Genomic DNA, 18,543 nt, shown 5'->3' with positions numbered 1-18,543 from the left:
CGCCGGGGATGGGTTTTCAGGAGCGTCGGCGACAGGGACGTCGCCGCCGCAGCGTACAGGGATGTATTAACAGGGGGGCGCCTAGCTCGGTCCTGAAAACCCATCCCCGGTGACTCGCCGCCACCGCAGTGCCCGAGTAGAAACCACGGTAGCGCAATAACGAGATCAGTCTTCCTTAGCGCGACCCAGGTATTCCCCAGTGCGGGTATCCACCTTGATGGTCTCCCCGATCTCCAGAAACAGCGGCACCTTCACCACCGCACCGGTCGCCAGCGTCGCCGGCTTGGTGCCACCCTGGGCCGTATCACCACGCACACCCGGATCCGTATCGGTAATCTCCAGAATCACATGGTTCGGCGGCGTCACCGCCAGCGGCGCACCGTTGTACAGAGTGACCACGCAGATATCCTGCTCCTTCAACCACTTCGCCGCATCGCCAACCGCCTTCGCATCCGCCTGATGCTGCTCAAACGTCTCCGGCTCCATAAAGTGGAAGAACTCACCATCGTTGTAGAGATATTCCATATCCCGGTCCATCACATCCGCAGACTCCAGGCTCTCACCGGAACGGAAAGTACGCTCCCAAACACGGCCAGTCTTCAGATTGCGCAGCTTCACACGGTTGAACGCCTGGCCCTTACCGGGCTTCACGAACTCATTGTCCACAATGGAACAGGGGTCGCCGTCCAGCATCACCTTCAGGCCGCCTTTGAATTCGTTAGTGGAATATGTACCCATGAGCTCCTCGAAATATCAGCATAACGCCGTCAAATTGATTAAACTTCGCGCGGCCCACCAGGGGCAATTGAGCAGTAACCAGCCACCGCGCCAAAAAACAGCCCGCTATGATACAGCACCGCCAGCCCGCCCGTGAAATCAGCCGCGTCGAAATCGTCAGCGACCGCGACGACAGCGCGCCCGCGCGCCGCTGGCAGGATGAAATGACCGACCTGGTCACCAACCCGCAGGAACTGCTCGACCTCCTGCAATTGGCCCCGCAACAGCTGCCAGCACTGATCGCCGCATCACACACCTTCCAGCTGCGGGTACCACGCCCCTTTCTCAAGCGCATCCGCCCCGGCGATCCGCAAGACCCGCTGCTGCTGCAAGTATTGCCCACGGGCGCGGAACTGCAGCCCAGCCCCGGCTTCAATGACGACCCGCTGGAAGAGGCCAACGCCAATCCGGTGCCGGGAGTGGTGCACAAATACCGCGGCCGCCTGCTGCTGATTGCCGCCGGCCAGTGCGCCGTCAACTGCCGCTACTGCTTCCGCCGCGCCTTCCCCTACAGTGACAACCACCTGAACCGCAGCCAGTGGCAACAGGCCCTGGACTACATCGGCAACCAAAAGGACCTGCGGGAAGTCATCCTGAGCGGCGGCGATCCGCTGGTGATGAGTGACAAACAGCTGGGCTGGCTGGCAGCGGAGCTGGCGCAGATACCGCAGCTGGACAAGCTGCGTATTCACACCCGCCTGCCCATCGTCGCGCCGTCGCGGGTCAATGACGAGTTCCTGCAGTGGTTCAGCAAGGGCCGCCTGAAACCGGTACTGGTGCTGCACTGCAATCACGCCAACGAGATCGATGAAGAGGTCGCCGCCGCGCTGGCAAAACTGCGCACCGCCGGCGTCACCCTGCTGAACCAGTCGGTACTATTGAAGGGTGTGAATGACAGTGAGAACGCCCTCGCGGAGCTGTCCGAGAGGCTGTTCGCCTGCGGCGTGCTGCCCTACTACCTGCATCAACTGGATCGAGTGCAGGGTGCCGCACACTTTGAGGTGGGAGATGATCGCGCCCGCAATCTGGTGGAAGCCGTGCGCCAGCGTCTGCCGGGCTACCTGGTACCGCGATTAGTGCGCGAGATACCCGCAGAAAAATCCAAAACCCCGCTGTAAAACCATCGCCGGGACACAGGCCCGGCTCACAGGTTTGCCACGAAATATTGCCTTTCGAGGTAGCCAGTAGAGCCACCTCGAAAGAGCTATCACCTGTGCTTTTCACGTATTTTCACAAGTTTTTTCGCGAATTAGTCGACACTTTGGACGCACTTTTCAACTAGTGCGTTTGTACTAACTACGCCGCTTCGTATACTGCGCCCATAGCAACTCCGGTTAGTGCCATGCAGGACGCAGCAGAAACTAAACGAGGGCCACAGGCCCGCCCCGGCAGCGAAGCCGGGCCATCGACAAGCCCACCCCCCGGTCCCGTGACACCACGCGAGAGGGGCCCGTACACCCCACTCGTCCCCACGCCGGTTCTGGATCTGGAGCGACTATCCTGTGGCTGCCGCAACCATCGCCAGCTGAAGCGCTGGTTAAATGGCTATCTGCAGGAAAACCCCACCGATCAGCGGGCCCAGCGCAATGCCGGCACCCTGCGCAGCCTGCTGGCGGAAATTGCCCGTTGGCGCGCGCCGATTCGCCTGCGCCTCGGCAGTCTGGAAGTTTTGCGCCCGGTCGTTGTCGCGCATTGCCACAACCTGGCGCTGACACAGCTGGCCACCGGTGAGAGTAAAGTCAGCGCTCAAACCCTCGAGCAGCGGCGGGACCTACTTACCGCGGTCATCCTCTATCAGCACCTGGCCCAAGCCTACACCAGCGCCGCTGGCCAACTCACCGCCGAGCCGCACTCCCTGTTTTTTCGGCGCCGCCTGGTCCGCACCCTGCACCGCGGGATCGACAGCTACCGCCGCCTGATCCAGATCAGCAATTATTTCTACCTGGCGCCCCCCAAAAGCTCCTGGGCCGGTATGCAGCGGCTGGTACATCTGGCGCGACAACACGACCTGCAACAGCGGCGCGCACCGGACCCGCTGGCCGGCAGTGGATTCGAACCGGGGCCTGACATAGCATCGCGCCGCTTGCATCACTGGGAAAAAGTCAGCCATCCGTATCTGCAGGTGTCCCTGTTTGCCAGCGCCAACCCACTGCAATTGGCCATCGAAGAACAACAGCAGCTGTGGCGGTGTTGCGACTTCTGGGCGCGCACCGCACAACTACAAAACACAGCGGATAAAAACGCCCACGCCCTGCTGTGCAACATCAAGCTGGACCAGCCACCCATTCCCGCGGTGCGCCTGACACGCAGCCGGTTAGACCTGAAGCACTTTTCCATGCCGCTGGGTTGGCCTATTGGTTTAGCGGGCCCCCTGCGGCAGCTCCAGCGCCGCATGCGCCGCCCCGGCAGAATCTCCACCAACATGCTCGCCCAGGTGCACGGTCTTTGGGCCGGAGACAAGAGCCGCGCAGGTTTGCGCACCCCGGCGGATATCCGCTGCCAGGTCATACTCGGCCTCAGCGCCATATGCCATCACCTGAAACAGGGTGCCGAGGCGAGCGAAGAACCATCCACATCAACCAACCCCGCTCCCGGCAACAGCCTGGTGATGGAGGTGGACTCCATTGATTTTCGCACCGGTCGGCCACGCAAGGACTACGAAGTGTCCGTGTCCGACCCATTTCCCTATGGCAACGGCAGCGCACTGCCCAGTGCGCCTTCGGTCTCCCGCAACCCCGGGCCGGTCAGGCCACAGCAACGCTATGCCCCGATTCACGCAACACTGCTGAACACCAGCGACACGGGTGCCGGCCTGCGCCTGCCTCCAAGCACCCAAGGCCGCCTGCACAGTGGCAACCTGATCGCAGTGCGAGTCAAAGAGCGCTGGGAGGTGGGCATGGTGCGCTGGCAGTTTGGCCTGCCGGACCAGTGCCGCGCGGGGGTGGAATTACTCGGAGGACACACCAGTGCCGTGCGGGTTCACCGCTACACCAGAGACGGTCGTCGCACTGACCCCATGGCGGGGCTTTTGACCGGTGACGCCGGCAATCCACCGGAATTGCTGCTACCCACCCCCCTGTTCCAGGAGGGAGACACCGTCGACATTGTCACCGCTGGCCAGTCCCGAACCGTGACGCTCAGCCAGCAGACACTGCGCACTGGAAGCTTCGCCATTTTTGAGTTTTCTTAACACCCGCGTACCAGGCCGGTAGGTCAAAATGATGAATTTTCCCCAACACTTTTACAGAAATCAGCGCTTTATCGCTGAAATTTGGAACCATATCCCATAGTGGCCACGGCGCACTTGTTCACCCCAAATAGCGCGTTCTACACTAGCGGGTTCGCGGCACTGGACCACCCCGCACTCTTTCCCGCACACAATGGGCAGCTGCATGGAAGCGGTCACAAAATTGGATAACGCACCGCCGCGACGCAGTACAACAGGAACACAATGAGCAGCGACAACACCATCCGCCTACTACTTATCCACGATGTCCCGGCCGAGGCCCAGCGACTGGTGAGCATGCTGCAGAACGCCGGTCGCCCGAACCGCGCCCAGCACGTCGCCAGCGAAGCCGCGCTCACCAAGCTGTTACAAGAACACACCTGGGACCTACTGATCGCCGCCGAACAGGGCAAGCAGCTGGAAGCCGCCACCGCCATCCGCACCATCAACAAGCTGCAGAAAGATGTTCCGGCAATATTGCTGACCGAACGCGAAGGCTCGCAGCCAGTGGTGGAGGGCCTCAAGGCCGGCGCCCGCGATGTAGTGACCATTGACGAGGACCAGCACCTGCTGCTGGTGATCCAGCGCGAGCTTACCGCTCTGGAAGAACGTCGCCAGGCACGCCAGCACGACCGCCGTTACCACGCCACCCTGAACCGCGCCAAGGAGCTGCTGGACAGCTCCAAAGATGCCATCGCCTACATTTCCGACGGCCTGATCGTTTACGCCAACGATTCCTTTGCCGAGCGCTTCGGCTATACCGATCGCGACGATGTCGAATACCAGCCACTGATCGACATGCTCACCGAAGGCGAACAGCCGGATGCGCGGGATTTCCTGCGCAACTGTGCCATCAGCAACAACGAGGTGGAGGCCCAGGAGTGGCAGTTCACCGCCAAGACCGCCAACGGCACGCCGCTGTCCACCAAGGCGGAAGTACTGTCCACCATTTACGACGATGAGCGCTGCCTGCAGGTGCGCATCGCCGCCAGTAGCGGCAACACCGAAGAGCTCGAAGCACAGCTCAGCGAAGCCAAGAATCGCGACGCCGCCACCGGCCTGTACAACCGCCAGCGCTTCGTCCAGCTGCTGGACAACGCGATTACCGCCGCTGCCGGCTCCCAGCGCACCGGCGGCCTGATGTATATCGAAATCGACCGCTTCGAGGAATCCGTACAACAGGTGGTGGGAGTTGCAGGCGCGGATCAACTGCACAAGAAGTTCGGCGAACTGCTACAAAGCAGTGCCCGCCGCGGTGACATCATCGCCCGCTACGGCGAGGAGAGTTACTGTCTGCTGATGCCGGAAACCACCCCGGACAGCGCCGAATCCCGCTCCAGAGAACTGCTACAGAAAGTTGCCGACACCATTTTTGAAGCCGCCGGCAAAACCCTGCACATCACGGCATCCATCGGCATCTCCCTGATGAGTGAAACCTCCGGCAATGCCGACAAGGTGCTGGAGCAGGCATCCAAGGCCCACGACCAGGCCACCGCCAAGGGAGAGGGCCACTTCGCCCTGTACGAACCCGACAGCGAACAGCAGGGCGACGCCGACACTTACCACCGCGCCCGTGTCACCCAGGCGCTGGAGGCCGGCAATTTCAAACTGCTGTACCAGCCGATCCTCAGCCTGCAGGGCAGCGGTGAAAAACTCTACGAAGTACTGGTGCGCATGGTCGACGGCAAAGAGGAACTCGCGCCTATCGCCTTCCTCGAAGCACTCGGCGATGCCGGCCTTTCCACCAAAATGGATCGCTGGGTCATCCTCAACGCCGTCAAGGCTGCCGCCGCGCAAAATGCCAAGGGTGAACCGGTTTCAGTACTGTTACACCTAACCGCCGCATCGCTGAAGGATAACAGCCTGCCGGCATGGCTCGGCGTTGCTTTCAAGGCCGCCAAGGTTGCCCCCAAAACCGTCACCTTCCAGCTGCGTGCGGAAGATATCAACAGCAATCTGCACGCCGCCCGCGATTTCGCCAAGCAGGTACAGGATCTCGGCTGCCGCGTTTCCGTGTGCCACTTCGGTACCGGCCTCAGCCCGTTCAAGGCGCTGGAACACGTCAAGGTGGACATCGCCAAGATCGACGCCTCCTTCGTGCGCGAAGTCCAGGACGAAGGGGAAGACAGTGAGGCGCTGGTCAAACTCGTCAGCCAGCTGAAAGAAATCGATACCCAGGTCATCGTCCCCCACGTGGAGCAGGCCAGCATGCTGCCCACCCTGTGGCAGTCCGGTACCGACTATATCCAGGGTTACTATGTGCAACCACCAGGGGAAGAAATGAATTTTGATTTCAGCCTGGACTGATTCCCCTGGCTGATTGCACACACCGGCAAGGGGCAGCCATCTGCCCCGCCACAACGCCGGGTTCAGACACCCCGTATCCCCAATTTCGGTCTACCTTAAAGACCACACCCAATATTTCCCCGTCGCGCCCCCAATTGGGTATTCTTTGCCGCGACGAATTTACCCAGTTCGAAATTCACAAGTACAACAATCACGGAGCCCACCATGCTGCCCCAATTGTTTTCTGCCAGCTTCGGCCGTCTGATCGGCGCCGGACTGCTTGCCTGCAGCCTTGCCACACTGAGCGCCTGCGGCCAATCCGAAGACCCTGCGAAACAGAAACAGATCGAAGAGCCCCCGGCGACCAGTCAGACCACCGATGCCACATCAGAAACCTCGAACAAGCCCCAAACCAGAGCGGATAAAGGCGCACCGGAATCCGGTGTGGATTATCACTCCTTCGCCAATACCGACGACTATCGCGTAAAGCACCTGGATCTGGATCTCACCGCCGATTTCGACAGTAAAGTACTCAAGGGTGAAGCCATCCTCGATATCCAGCGCCTGACCCAGAAAAACCCCGCGCTGATTCTCGACACCCGCGATATCGACGTCACCGCCGTGCGCGCCGGTGTGGGCAACAGCCTGCAGGACGTGAAGTTCAGCATGGGAAAAACCGACCCGAACCTTGGTACCCCGCTGAAAATCAACCTGCCCAAGGGCGCCAACAAGGTCTCCATTCAATACCAGACCTCTCCTGGCGCATCCGGCGTGCAGTGGCTGGAGCCGCAGCAGACCGCGGGCAAGCAGCACCCCTTCCTGTTTACCCAGGCCCAGGCCATTCACGCGCGTAGTTTTATCCCCCTGCAGGACACCCCCCAGGTGCGCATGACCTACAAGGCCACCATCCGCACACCTAAAGAACTGCGCGCGGTGATGAGTGCCAACAACGACCCGGAAGCGGAACTCGATGGCGTGTTCGAGTTTGAAATGCCCCAGGCGATTCCGTCTTACCTGATCGCCATCGGCATCGGCAACCTGGACTTCAAGGCCATGGGCGAGCGCACCGGTGTTTACGCCGAGCCGGAGCTGCTGGAAGCCGCGGCAAAAGAGTTCGAAGACACCGAGGACATGCTCGAAGTCACCGAGGAGAACTTCGGCCCCTACCGCTGGGACCGCTACGACCTGCTGATCCTGCCCCCGAGCTTTCCGTTCGGTGGCATGGAAAATCCGCGCTTGTCTTTTATCACCCCGACCGTGATCGCCGGTGACAAGAGCCTGGTGGCGCTGATCGCCCACGAGCTGGCCCACTCCTGGTCCGGCAACCTGATCACCAACGCCAGCTGGCGCGACCTGTGGCTGAACGAAGGCTTCACCACCTACCTCACCAACCGCATCATGCAGTTTGTGTACGGTGACGAGCGCTACCAGATGGAAATGGCCCTGGGCTACGACGATCTGAAGGCCGACCTTGCCGATCGCCCGGACCAGGACGAGATCATGGCCATTGATCTGCGCGGCCGCGACCCGGACGAAGTTTTCTCCAATATCCCCTATGAAAAAGGCTCCCTGTTCCTGTACGAACTGGAGCAGAAAGTGGGCCGGGAGAATTTCGACAAGTTCCTGATGGAATACTTCAACCACTTCGCCTTCCAGAGCATCACCACCGAGGACTTCGTAGAATATCTGGATAACACTCTGCTGAAGCAATACCCGGACAAACTGGACCGCGCGCGGATCCAGGAGTGGATCTTCGAGCCGGGCATTCCCGAAGGGGCTCCAAAGCCCACCTCTGACGCCTTCACCAAGCTGGACCCGGTCCGCGAGAAGTGGCTGAACGGCGAGATGAAGGCCAGTGACATCGACACCAACGGCTGGACCTTCCACCAGTGGAAATACTTCCTCGACGGCATGCCGGAAAAGCTGAGCGACGATCAGCTGAAAGAACTGGACAGCACCTTTGACCTGACCCAATCGAAAAACAACGAGATCGCCTTCAGCTGGCTGATGATTGCCGTGCGCAATAACTACGAACCGGCCAACGCGCGCCTGGAGGATTTCCTGGTCAGCATCGGCCGCAACAAGTTCCTGCGCCCCCTGTACCGCAACATGGTGGAAAACGGCAAGACCGACGAAGCCAAGCGCATCTTCGAAAAGGCCAAGCCGGGTTACCATCCGCTGACCGTGAAGGTGAACAGCAAGATTATTTACGGCGACTGAGCGCGCCTTTAACGAAGCGTCAATCTCGGGCACCGCCCATTTATCCTGAGAAAGGCACAGCTCATCGAAATGCCTCCCACCGATCACTCGGTGGGAGGCATTTTTTTGTAAGATCTTTGCGCGTATTGCGACCGTATAAATCTGGCCTGAAAGTTGCTCCTCTTAGTTGCCAATAGATGCCAAACTTTCTCGCGTTTCACCCCAATAATGCTCGACCATCAGGTATACCCCCTCGTCATGAAATTGATTTCCGCATTCGGAACCGCTTCCAGAGTCTTTGGCGCGACCTGCGCATTGTTTCTCGCCTCCACCGCGTCTTCCCCGATCCACGCCCAGGCCCCCAATGCCGCCCCGGTACCGGTACGCGCGGCCACCGTGGAGCTGGAGCAGATCGCCAACCCGGTAGAGGCACTGGGTACTGCTAGGGCCTGGGAATTTGTCTCCCTGCGTGCCGGGGTTACCGAACACATCAGCAAGATCCACTTTGAAAGCGGCCAGAAGGTGAAGGCCGGCGATGTGCTGGTGGAGCTGAGCCACGGTGAGGAGCTGGCGGAACTGGCGGGCGCGCGCGCTACACTGGAGCGTTTTGAGCGTGACGAGAAACGCCTGCGCGGCCTGGTCAACAAAAACCTCACCACCCGCGAGCAGTGGGAGGCGGTGCAGACCCAGGTGGCGGAGACCCGCGCGCTGATCGATGGCCTGCAGGCGCGCATCGACGACCGCATTATCCGCGCGCCCTTTGATGGCCAGCTGGGACTGCGCAATATCAGCGTCGGCAGCCTGGCCACCCCCACCACCGAGATCACCACCATTCAGGAAATCGACCGCCTGAAACTGGATTTCACCGTACCCGAACGGCAGCTGTCCGCGATTACCGGGGGTATGAAGATCGAGGCCATGAGCCAGGCGCACCCCAAGCGGGTATTCAATGGCGAGGTGATGATTGTGGAGGCTCGCGTCGATCCCCAGACCCGCGCCTTTACCGTGCGCGGCCGCCTCGACAACCCGGACGGCCAGCTGAAGCCCGGCATGCTGTTGCGGGTGAAGATCATCAGTAACCCGCGCCAGGCCCTGACCATTCCGGAAGCCGCATTGGTGCCGTTAGCCGGCGAGCAGTCGGTATTTGTGGTGAAGAAAACCGAGGGCGGGCATATGGTGCAGCGCCGCGAGATTGAGATTGGCCACCGCTACCGGGGCAAGGTGGAAGTGCTGTCCGGTCTCAACCAGGGCGATCGGGTAGTGACCCGCGGCACCCTGCATATCCGCGACGGCCAGGCCGTCACCGTCACCGATGAAGAGGGAGCGGCCAGCCAATGATCATCAGCGATACGGCGGTCAAACGCCCGGTTTTTGCACTGGTTCTTTCCCTACTGCTGGTGGTGTTCGGCCTGATCAGTTTCGACCGGCTGGCGCTGCGGGAATACCCGGATATCGATCCGCCCATCGTGTCCATCGACACCAATTACCCCGGCGCATCGGCGGATATCGTCGAGACTCGCATCACCCGTCTGATCGAGGACCGCATTGCCGGTATCGAGGGGATAAAGACGGTCACCTCGTCCAGCACCGACGGGCGCTCGCGGATTTCCATCGAGTTCAATATCAACCGCGACGTGGACGGCGCGGCCAACGACATCCGCGACCGGGTCTCCGGCGTGCTGAACAATTTGCCGGTGGAAGCGGATCCCCCCGAGATCGAAAAGGTCGACAGCAGCGACGACGTGGTGATCTGGCTGAATCTCACCTCCGACCGCATGACCGTGCCGGAGCTGACCGATTACGCCAACCGCTACCTGGTGGACCGCTTCTCGGTACTGGACGGCGTGGCGCGGGTGCGCGTCGGAGGGGCCAAAGACTTCGCCATGCGTATCTGGCTGGACCGCGGCGCCATGACCGCCCACAACGTCACCAGCGCGGATATCGAACAGGCCTTGCGCGCGGAGAACCGCGAGCTGCCGGCGGGCTATATGGAGTCTACGGATCGCCAGTTCACCCTGCGTCTGCAGCGCCAGTTCCAGAGCGCCGAGGATTTCGCACGCCTGGCCATCGCCACCGGCGACAGCGGCCACGTGGTACGTCTGGGTGATGTGGCCCGGGTGGAATTGGGGTCCGCGGAAGACCGCTCCACCTTCCGCGGCAACGGCGAACCCATGGTGGGTATCGGCATCACCCGCCAGTCCACTGGCAATATCGTGGCGGTGGCAGAAGCAGCCAAGGCGGAAATGGACAAGGTCAACAAGACCCTGCCGGATGGCATGCGCTTGAGCCAGAGCTACGACGCCTCGGTGTTTGTGTCCGAGGCCATCAAAGAGGTGTACGCCACCCTGCTGATTGCGGTGATTCTGGTGACCCTGGTGATCTACCTGTTCCTCGGCAATTGGCGCGCGACCCTGGTGCCGGCAGTGACGGTGCCGGTATCCCTGATCGCCACTTCCATCCTGCTCTACGCATTTGGTTTCAGTATCAACCTGCTCACCCTGCTGGCACTGGTGCTGGCCATCGGCCTGGTGGTGGACGATGCCATCGTGGTGCTGGAAAACATTTTCCGGCGTATGGACGAGTACGGCGAGCCGCCACTGCTCGCCGCCTATCGCGGCGCGCGCGAGGTGGGCTTTGCGGTGGTGGCCACCACCCTGGTACTGGTGGCGGTGTTCGTGCCGATTACTTTTCTGGAGGGGGATATTGGCCGGCTGTTTTCCGAGTTCGCACTCACCATGTCCGCGGCGGTGATCTTTTCCTCCATCACCGCACTGACCCTGTCGCCGATGCTGGCGGCAAAGCTGATTCGCCCCAACGATCAGCACAATGCCGCCACCCGCTTTATGGACAATGCGCTGACCCGTATCCAGCGTGTGTATGGCCGCGGCCTGAAGGTGCTGCTGCGCAGGCACTGGATTGCCGGCCTGGTGTTCGTGGGCGTGATGGCGTTTGCCGCGCTGTCGTTCCGGCTTATCCCCACCGAGTATGCGCCGCGGGAAGACCGCGGCTCCTTCTTCCTGCTGGTGAACGGCCCCGAGGGCGCCAGCTATCAGTACATGCAGGAGTACATGGACATCATAGAGGCGCGGCTGATGCCATTGGTGGAAAAGGGTTATGTAAACCGCCTGCTGGTGCGCTCACCGCGCTCGTTTGGCACCTCTGCCACCTTCAACACCGGCATGGTGATTTTTACCCTGGCCCCCTGGGGCGAGCGGCCATCCGGGTTTGAATTGATGAACCAGGTACGCGAAGCGGTTAAGGACCTCAGCGGGGTGCGTGCCTTCCCGGTGATGCGCCAGAGCTTTGGTGGTGGCCTCGGCAAGCCGGTGCAGTTTGTGCTGGGTGGCAGTAGCTACGAGCAGCTGACCCAGTGGCGGGATCAGCTGAGTGCGGCCATCGAGGAGTCCAACCCGGGCCTGCTGGGTGTAGACTGGGATTACAAGGAAACCCAGCCACAGCTGCGCATCAATGTGGACTACGAGCGGGCCGCGGATCTCGGTGTGCAGGTCAGTGATGTGGGCACCACCCTGCAGACCATGTTCGGATCGCTCCGCGCCACCACCTTTATCAACAACGGTGAAGAGTACGACGTAATCCTCGAGGGCGAGCGGGAAATGCAGCGCACCCCGGACAGCCTGGAGAACCTCTACGTGCGCTCCAAAACTACCGGTGAACTGATTCCCCTGCAGAGTCTGGTGGAAGTAAGCGAGTACGCGGATTCACCGCAACTGCAGCGCTACAACCGAGTGCGCTCCATCACCCTCGACGCCAACCTGGCGGACGGACTGGTACTGGGGGAAGCGCTGGAATACCTGAATAAACTGGCGGAGGAGAATCTCGAAGGCTCGCCGGTCATCGACTACAAGGGTCAATCCAAGAGCTTCCAGGATTCCAGCAATACCATTCTGTTCGCGATCCTGCTCGGCGCGCTGGTGGTATTCCTGGTACTCGCCGCCCAGTTCGAAAGCTTCGTTCACCCGCTGGTGATTATGTTCACCGTGCCCCTGGCCATGGCCGGTGCCTTACTCGGTCTGCTGCTGACAAACCAGTCGCTGAATATCTACAGTCAGGTGGGATTGATCATGCTGGTGGGTCTGGCGGCAAAGAACGGCATTCTGATCGTGGAATTTGCCAACCAGCTTCGGGATCGCGGGGTTGAGTTCGGCCAGGCCCTGCGCCAGGCCGCGGAAACCCGTCTGCGTCCGATCCTGATGACCGGCATTACCACCGCCGCCGGTTCCCTGCCGCTGCTGCTGTCTTCCGGCGCGGGCTCGGAGACCCGCGCGGTGATCGGTACCGTGGTGTTGTTCGGTGTGCTGGCGGCGACCCTGTTCACCGTGTATATCGTGCCGGTGGCCTATGACGTACTGGCTCGACGCACCGGGTCACCGGGACAGGTAGCGCGGGATGTGGATGCTCTGGAAGCCGAGCACCCGATGCAAAAAGGAGATTGATTGGCGCCGATTGTCACTCCGCACTATCGGAGGCAGTACTTTTCTCTTAATCTCTTGCCCACTTTGACGGGCTGGGTGCAACTTTTTCAGGATCCAGCGCGTCTATTGATTGCCAGTTGATTGCCAGTGGTATCCCACTGGCAATCACCGGAAAGACATCGCAAACGCTGACAGGGATTCCACATGTTGATGGGTAAGCGTACACTCGCCGCCATTGCACTGATTGTATTCGCGCTCTTTATGGCCGCCTGCAACAAACAGGCCTGCTACAAGGATAACAACAAGCGCAAACCGCCGATTCCGTTCGCCAGTGTGGTCAGCGAATTCGCACCGGTCGCGGGGCTCGCCGGCGCCTATACCACTCTTTACTGAGCGCGCTCATCCAGCAGCGCCGCGATCTGACGATCATTGAGGCCAAACAGGTACAGCGCTGCATCCAGCCCAAAACCATCAATCGCCTGTGGCGCCTCTGCGCGCACCTTGGGCTTGGCGTGAAACGCAATCCCCAGCGCACCCAGTGCCAGCATCGGCAGATCGTTGGCACCATCTCCCACCGCAATCACCTGATCCAGGGACAGATCCAGCTCTTTCGCAATCTCCTGCAGCAGCAGCGCCTTGCGCGCTCCATCCACGATCGGGTCTATCACACCACCAGTCAGTGCACCGCCCTCAAATTCGAGTTGGTTCGCGTGGACAAAATCCACTGCCAGGTGGTTGTCGCGCAGGTAGTGGGCAAAGTAGGTAAACCCCCCGGACAGGATTGCGCTTTTACAACCGAGCGCGCGCAGGGCAAGCAGCAGGCGCTGAGCACCGGGCATAATTGGAATGCGCGGGGCAATTTCCGCGAGACTGGCCTCGGTAAACCCTTTCAACAATCCCATACGCTTGCGAAAACTCTGCTGGAAATCCAGTTCACCGCGCATGGCGGAGAGGGTAATCTCCGCCACCTGGTCGCCAACGCCGGCGATCTTGGCAAGCTCGTCAATAACTTCCGCCTGAATCAGGGTGGAGTCCATATCGAAGCAGGCCAGTTTCGGGGCGCGCTGGGTTTCCCCGGCCTGCAGCACCAGCTCCAGCCCCAGTGACTGTCCGAGATCCAGCAGCGCGAGGCGTGCCGCGGCAAAGGCGATATCACCTTGCAGCTGAATCCGCACCACCTTGCAATCCTCCCGGGCAGCGAGAATATCCAGGGCCACCGGCCGCCACTCGTCCGCATTTACAAACGCCGCCAGTTTTTCCAGCTGCCCCGGATCGATATCTGTCGACAGCACGGTCAGGCACCAGGGTGCGACCACCGCCGCGGGAGTTTCCGGGAGCACTGGCGCAACCGGCAATGCAAACGCCTGCCCACAGTGACGGGCAAGATCGGTATAGAGAGAAGCGGGGGAGTTGGCGTCCATGACTGACTCTTGTTGACGGCAAATTGACCGGTCCGGCAGTAAAACCTGCGCGAAACCCGGCGGAAATGGCCGCGCATTATAGCCCGGCGCGTTTTTTCGCTGAAGAAGTGGGATAAAATCAGCTGCTGTACTGCCAGCAAATGCATAACAAGATGAAAAACCTTCTCGCCCGCCTGTCTGGACTCTCCGCCAGCCTGCCCCAGTGGCTCGCAGGCCTGAGCCGTAATCAACAACGTCATTTGCTTGCCGCCACCATCTGGCTAACACTCGCGGGCTTCTGTGTTGCCACCCTTGGTCATGTCTACAGCCAGCAGTTATCCACAGCGCAGAGTCGCGACCGCGCCAGCGCCGCGGCCGCCGCCCGGCTGCTCGCCAGCCAGAGCCTGCAGCAGATCGTTGCCGGTGACCGGATCAGTCTGCAACTATTGGCACAGCAGACCCTGGAATTGCCCGCGATCTATGGCGTGACCATTCAGGACGTGGACTCCAGCCCCCTGGCACAGACCGGTGTGCGCGACCGCGGTGAGATGATTACCGAACCGGTTGTCCTCCACGACAGCTTCGCTGGCAGTGTGGCACTGAATATCCAGCCCGGTTCCGAGGTCCACTACCCGTGGGCCAGCCTGTTACTGTGCCTGATTTTCGCACTGCCGTTCAGCGCCGCCTGCGCGCTGGCCATTACACAAATGCTTTCTGCTACCCCCCAGCAACGCAAGCCACTACTGGTCCCCAAGGCACAACCCAAACCACCCCCCGAAGTCACCACCGGCCTCTACCTGCGCCCGCTGAACTGGGCCCAGCTCGGCAACCAGCTATCCCGCAGCGCGCTGGACAATCTGCAAAATGAACTGGAGCAACGCCTGCAGCTGCTCACCCGCATTTACGACGCCCGCCCGCTGCCCAGTGCCGGCCCATTCGTGGGTCTCGGCTTCGCCGGTGAAGACGCCGCCTTTCGCGCAGTATGCGCAGGCCTGCTACTGCGTGGCCTGCAACAGTCCAGCCGCGCCACCGGCCTGCAACTGGCGCTGTCCGTATTGCCGGCAAAACCGGAGCAGTTCGATTTCAACGGCGAGCAACTGCTCAGTCAATCCCGCGGCCTGACCCTGCACCCGCAACTGCTGGATGACGAGTCCCTGGAAAATCGTATCCAGTGCCACACCACCAGCTGGGGCGCCGAGGTGACCGGGTTGAATCCGAAATTACAGCAGTTGCTGGATAATCAGTTGCAGCAGCTGGTTACTGCCTAAAAAATCTCAGCCCAGCCCTCCGCAAACTTTTCTAATTTTGTGCCTTATGGCTGATGAGAAGGGGCTGCGAGCGGGGACAGCTTAGTGAGACCTTCCGCGAGAGGGACCTCGCGGAAGAGCCCCCAGGGATGGGTTCACGGCGTGTCTCACTAAGCTGTCCCCGCTCGCAGCTCCGCCACCCAACTAGAAAAAGCATTCTATCCACACCCCCCGTCATAACTTTTTAGTTGTTGATATTCATCGCAACGGGTCGTGATTGCTCCTGCGCCACCCTTTAATAACTTTCACTTGGGTTTCGAACCAGTTTCGCCGGTTGTCAACAGACGTTTTTGACCGGTGGGTGGTTCGAAGGAAAGTAAGAAAGTTACCCGCCTGCGGGCGCGGAGGTTTTCATGAAGCGTTCACTCGGAGGACTCGCCGGGGCATTGGGGGCAGCGGCACTGCTGACGCTCACCGGTTGCACCAGCATGGAGGACATGACTGACACGACGACGGCGGTTAACCGAACCGGCGAAGGGCCCGGTTACTATTCGGTAAAAGGCCGCTACTACCACTGTCACCAAAATGGGAAGTGCCACAACGTGCGCAATCCCAGTTACTACCAGCGCGGCAGTGGCGACTATCGCCATGACCTGCCACACCACCGTGTCAACCAACCTCGCTGATCGCAACGTCCTCGTTGACCAGCCAATGAACCCGGTGCATCTAACTGCCCGCGTGAACGCGAACAGCCTCGCACCAGAAACCCGCATCGCGGAGGTCTCACATGAATCGTATAGTTAAAAAAGGCCTGCTGGCCTTAACGGTATTCGGCAGCCTGACCCTGGGCGCCTGTGTTTCAGATGGCTACTACAGCTCCAGCAGCACAGGTTATTCCACCTACCCGTACTCTCGCCCCTACGTATATCCATCGGGCAGTGTCTCCTTCTATTACTCTTCACCGCGCTATTACCGCTACGGTGCCTATCCCCGTTACTACCGCGGTGGCTACTATCGCTATCATGGTCGCCACTACTACAACCGTCCGGGCTATCGCCCCGGCAAGCCCGGCTACCGTCCGCCGCACCACGGTCACCGCCCCGGTAAACCCGGACACCGTCCGCCCCACGCGTCTCACCGTCCGGGTCGTCCCGGTGGTCGCCCGCACCATGGTGGCGGTCGCCATCGCCGCTAACAGGGTGTATTGAAACCCTCACGATGAGAGAAGCCGCCTGCGGGCGGCTTCTCGCGTTTCATACCTTGGTCATACAGACCGGTCTCTCCTCCCGCTGCTAGGATCGACCTAAATAAAAATGCATGCGGGAGTTTGCCGTGCAAAAGGATTCATCACACGCCGTCCTGATCACTGGTTCCACCAGTGGTATCGGTCTGGCCATGGCCCACTGTTTCGGGCGTGCCGGCTATCATGTGATGCTGCATGGCCTTGCAGACCGGGACAGCGCACAGGCGCTACTGGCAGAGTTCGCGCACTACAGTGGCAAAAGCGGCTTCAGCAGCGCCGATCTGTCGACCGAAGAAGGTTGCGCGCAGCTGGTGAGTGACACCCGCGAAGCCATCGGTAACCCCTCGGTACTAGTAAACAACGCCGGCATCCAGTTCACCGCCCCCGCCCACGATTTTCCCGCGGAAAAATGGCAACAGATTCTCGCCATCAATCTCAGTGCAGGCTTCTACCTGAGCCGCGATCTACTGCCAGCGATGCGCGCGGCCAACTGGGGCCGCATTATCAATATTGCCTCGGTGCACGGACTGGTGGCGTCCGAGCACAAGGCGGCCTACTGCGCTGCCAAGCATGGGCTGGTAGGCCTGACCAAGGTACTGGCGCTGGAGAATGCGGACTGCAACATCACCGCCAATGCGATCTGTCCGGGTTGGGTGGAAACACCGCTGATTCAGCCGCAGATCGAGGCGATCAGCCGCGAGCAGCAGGTGGACCTTGAGGCGGCACGGGCACAGCTGGTAGGTGCAAAGCAACCGATGGCGAAGGCGAGCAAGCCGGAGGCCATTGGCGAGCTGGCACTGTACCTGTGTGGCGATTTTGCCAGCACCATTACCGGTGCGTCCTTGCCGGTGGACGGTGGATGGACCGCACAGTAGTATCTTTTGCACCCGATCAATTTATCCTGCAGGGTGCTGCCGTGAATTATCAGTTGTTGATTGCCGACGATCATCCGCTTTACCGCGATGCATTGGCGACGACCCTTTCCAGTCATTTCCCCAATTCGGATCTACTACAGAGTGAGGATCTGGATTCGACCCTTGAGCGGCTCTCTCAATCTGAAGTCGATTTACTGTTACTGGATTTGAATATGCCGGGCAGTGAGGGCTTTTCGGGCCTTGCGCGTATTCGCAACGATTTTCCGGCGGTGCCGGTGGTTGTGGTTTCTGGCAGTGACAAACATTCGGTGATCCAGCAGGCGTCCAGCTTAGGGGCCAGCGGCTTTCTTTCCAAAACGGCGCGGCCGGATGAGATTCTGCAGTGTATCGAGACTGTGCTTGCTGGTGACCAGTGGTTTAGCGAAGAGGCATTACAGGCTGAGACGGAATCGGCGCTGGCGGAGAAGCTCGGCCAATTGACGCCACAACAGCTGAAAATTTTTCAGATGATTGCCCAGGGGATGCTGAACAAGCAGATCGCGTATGATCTGGATATTACCGAGCCCACCGTTAAAAGCCACGTTACTGCGATTTTACGTAAATTGGAGTTGCGAGATCGGAAGCAGTTGATTCGCGAGGCTCAGGCACTGATTCAGCTCTGAGTGTGGTTTTGTGCTCCGTAGCCTTTTTGTTCGGAGCTCTGATTTAGTTTCATGGCGGTGAAGCAGCGGGTATCTGTTTTCAAAACCGCTGTGAACCCATCCCTGGGCGCTGCGTCGCAAACATCCTGTTTGCGACGCTTTTGAAAACAGATCCCCGCTACTCCCCCTTAACCCAAACTTATCAACTTCGTAAGC

14 protein-coding genes are annotated in these 18,543 nt (G+C 60.3%); 12 read left to right on the top strand and 2 right to left on the bottom strand.

The genetic code is table 11. The features are described 5' to 3' along the window. Positions 1-165: 165 nt before the first annotated feature. On the bottom strand, positions 166-738 hold the full coding sequence (gene efp, locus AU11_RS15120; protein ID WP_043320096.1) for an elongation factor P: 573 nt from the start codon (positions 736-738) through the stop codon (positions 166-168). A 107-nt stretch (positions 739-845) separates the two neighbouring features. Here efp and epmB point away from each other — a divergent pair, with 107 nt between their 5' ends. From epmB to AU11_RS15085, 7 genes are all read left to right on the top strand, one after another. Continuing rightward, entirely contained in the window at positions 846-1,895 is a 1,050-nt protein-coding gene (epmB, locus tag AU11_RS15115) for an EF-P beta-lysylation protein EpmB (RefSeq protein ID WP_043320095.1), read from the top strand. Between the two features lie 224 nt (positions 1,896-2,119). Next, positions 2,120-3,967, top strand: a complete 1,848-nt coding sequence (locus AU11_RS15110) for a hypothetical protein (protein ID WP_156035348.1) — start codon at positions 2,120-2,122, stop codon at positions 3,965-3,967. Between the two features lie 261 nt (positions 3,968-4,228). Next, positions 4,229-6,310 (top strand): EAL domain-containing protein, encoded by a 2,082-nt coding sequence (locus AU11_RS15105; RefSeq protein WP_043320093.1) that lies wholly within the window; start codon positions 4,229-4,231, stop codon positions 6,308-6,310. A gap of 204 nt (positions 6,311-6,514) precedes the next feature. Beyond that, complete coding sequence (locus tag AU11_RS15100; protein WP_043320091.1) at positions 6,515-8,509, top strand: M1 family metallopeptidase; 1,995 nt, start codon at positions 6,515-6,517, stop codon at positions 8,507-8,509. A 237-nt stretch (positions 8,510-8,746) separates the two neighbouring features. Beyond that, positions 8,747-9,826 (top strand): efflux RND transporter periplasmic adaptor subunit, encoded by a 1,080-nt coding sequence (locus tag AU11_RS15095; RefSeq protein ID WP_051687296.1) that lies wholly within the window; start codon positions 8,747-8,749, stop codon positions 9,824-9,826. Continuing rightward, the gene (locus tag AU11_RS15090) at positions 9,823-12,942 is read left to right on the top strand and encodes an efflux RND transporter permease subunit (protein ID WP_043320089.1); all 3,120 of its coding nucleotides are present in this window, start codon (positions 9,823-9,825) and stop codon (positions 12,940-12,942) included. The genes AU11_RS15095 and AU11_RS15090 overlap by 4 nt, the downstream gene beginning before the upstream one ends. Positions 12,943-13,125: 183 nt before the next feature. Beyond that, complete coding sequence (locus AU11_RS15085) at positions 13,126-13,314, top strand: hypothetical protein (protein WP_043320088.1); 189 nt, start codon at positions 13,126-13,128, stop codon at positions 13,312-13,314. Here the strand turns inward: AU11_RS15085 and serB are convergent. Next, positions 13,308-14,342 (bottom strand): phosphoserine phosphatase SerB, encoded by a 1,035-nt coding sequence (gene serB / locus AU11_RS15080; protein WP_043320087.1) that lies wholly within the window; start codon positions 14,340-14,342, stop codon positions 13,308-13,310. The two genes, AU11_RS15085 and serB, sit on opposite strands and share 7 nt — an antisense overlap. Before the next feature lie 152 nt (positions 14,343-14,494). Here serB and AU11_RS15075 point away from each other — a divergent pair, with 152 nt between their 5' ends. The 5 genes from AU11_RS15075 to AU11_RS15050 all read left to right on the top strand — a co-directional run bounded on the left by AU11_RS15075 (position 14,495) and on the right by AU11_RS15050 (position 18,348). Next, positions 14,495-15,589 carry a hypothetical protein gene (locus tag AU11_RS15075; RefSeq protein WP_043320086.1) on the top strand — a complete coding sequence of 365 codons (1,095 nt, stop codon included), beginning with the start codon at positions 14,495-14,497 and terminating at the stop codon, positions 15,587-15,589. A 392-nt stretch (positions 15,590-15,981) separates the two neighbouring features. After that, positions 15,982-16,254, top strand: coding sequence for a hypothetical protein (locus AU11_RS15070; protein WP_043320085.1), 273 nt, complete (start codon positions 15,982-15,984; stop codon positions 16,252-16,254). 101 nt (positions 16,255-16,355) lie between these two features. Then, positions 16,356-16,763, top strand: a complete 408-nt coding sequence (locus tag AU11_RS15065; RefSeq protein ID WP_051687295.1) for a hypothetical protein — start codon at positions 16,356-16,358, stop codon at positions 16,761-16,763. A gap of 137 nt (positions 16,764-16,900) precedes the next feature. Beyond that, positions 16,901-17,686: a 3-hydroxybutyrate dehydrogenase gene (locus AU11_RS15055; RefSeq protein ID WP_043320603.1), complete on the top strand. Its 786-nt coding sequence runs from the start codon at positions 16,901-16,903 to the stop codon at positions 17,684-17,686. Then, entirely contained in the window at positions 17,671-18,348 is a 678-nt protein-coding gene (locus tag AU11_RS15050) for a response regulator transcription factor (RefSeq protein WP_051687293.1), read from the top strand. The genes AU11_RS15055 and AU11_RS15050 overlap by 16 nt, the downstream gene beginning before the upstream one ends. Positions 18,349-18,543 lie beyond the last annotated feature (195 nt).

The sequence above is a fragment of the Microbulbifer sp. HZ11 genome (assembly GCF_000708675.1).
Classification (GTDB): Bacteria; Pseudomonadota; Gammaproteobacteria; order Pseudomonadales; family Cellvibrionaceae; genus Microbulbifer.
This window is presented reverse-complemented; position numbering and strand designations above follow the sequence as displayed.

Bases quoted from the DNA above. Each gene is read 5' to 3' on its own strand.
- AU11_RS15085 (WP_043320088.1), top strand. From the start codon at position 13,126: ATGTTGATGGGTAAGCGTACACTCGCCGCCATTGCACTGATTGTATTC.
- AU11_RS15095 (WP_051687296.1), top strand. From the start codon at position 8,747: ATGAAATTGATTTCCGCATTCGGAACCGCTTCCAGAGTCTTTGGCGCG.
- epmB (WP_043320095.1), top strand. From the start codon at position 846: ATGATACAGCACCGCCAGCCCGCCCGTGAAATCAGCCGCGTCGAAATC.
- AU11_RS15090 (WP_043320089.1), top strand. From the start codon at position 9,823: ATGATCATCAGCGATACGGCGGTCAAACGCCCGGTTTTTGCACTGGTT.
- serB (WP_043320087.1), bottom strand. From the start codon at position 14,342: ATGGACGCCAACTCCCCCGCTTCTCTCTATACCGATCTTGCCCGTCAC.
- efp (WP_043320096.1), bottom strand. From the start codon at position 738: ATGGGTACATATTCCACTAACGAATTCAAAGGCGGCCTGAAGGTGATG.
- AU11_RS15110 (WP_156035348.1), top strand. From the start codon at position 2,120: ATGCAGGACGCAGCAGAAACTAAACGAGGGCCACAGGCCCGCCCCGGC.
- AU11_RS15065 (WP_051687295.1), top strand. From the start codon at position 16,356: ATGAATCGTATAGTTAAAAAAGGCCTGCTGGCCTTAACGGTATTCGGC.
- AU11_RS15100 (WP_043320091.1), top strand. From the start codon at position 6,515: ATGCTGCCCCAATTGTTTTCTGCCAGCTTCGGCCGTCTGATCGGCGCC.
- AU11_RS15050 (WP_051687293.1), top strand. From the start codon at position 17,671: ATGGACCGCACAGTAGTATCTTTTGCACCCGATCAATTTATCCTGCAG.
- AU11_RS15105 (WP_043320093.1), top strand. From the start codon at position 4,229: ATGAGCAGCGACAACACCATCCGCCTACTACTTATCCACGATGTCCCG.
- AU11_RS15075 (WP_043320086.1), top strand. From the start codon at position 14,495: ATGAAAAACCTTCTCGCCCGCCTGTCTGGACTCTCCGCCAGCCTGCCC.
- AU11_RS15070 (WP_043320085.1), top strand. From the start codon at position 15,982: ATGAAGCGTTCACTCGGAGGACTCGCCGGGGCATTGGGGGCAGCGGCA.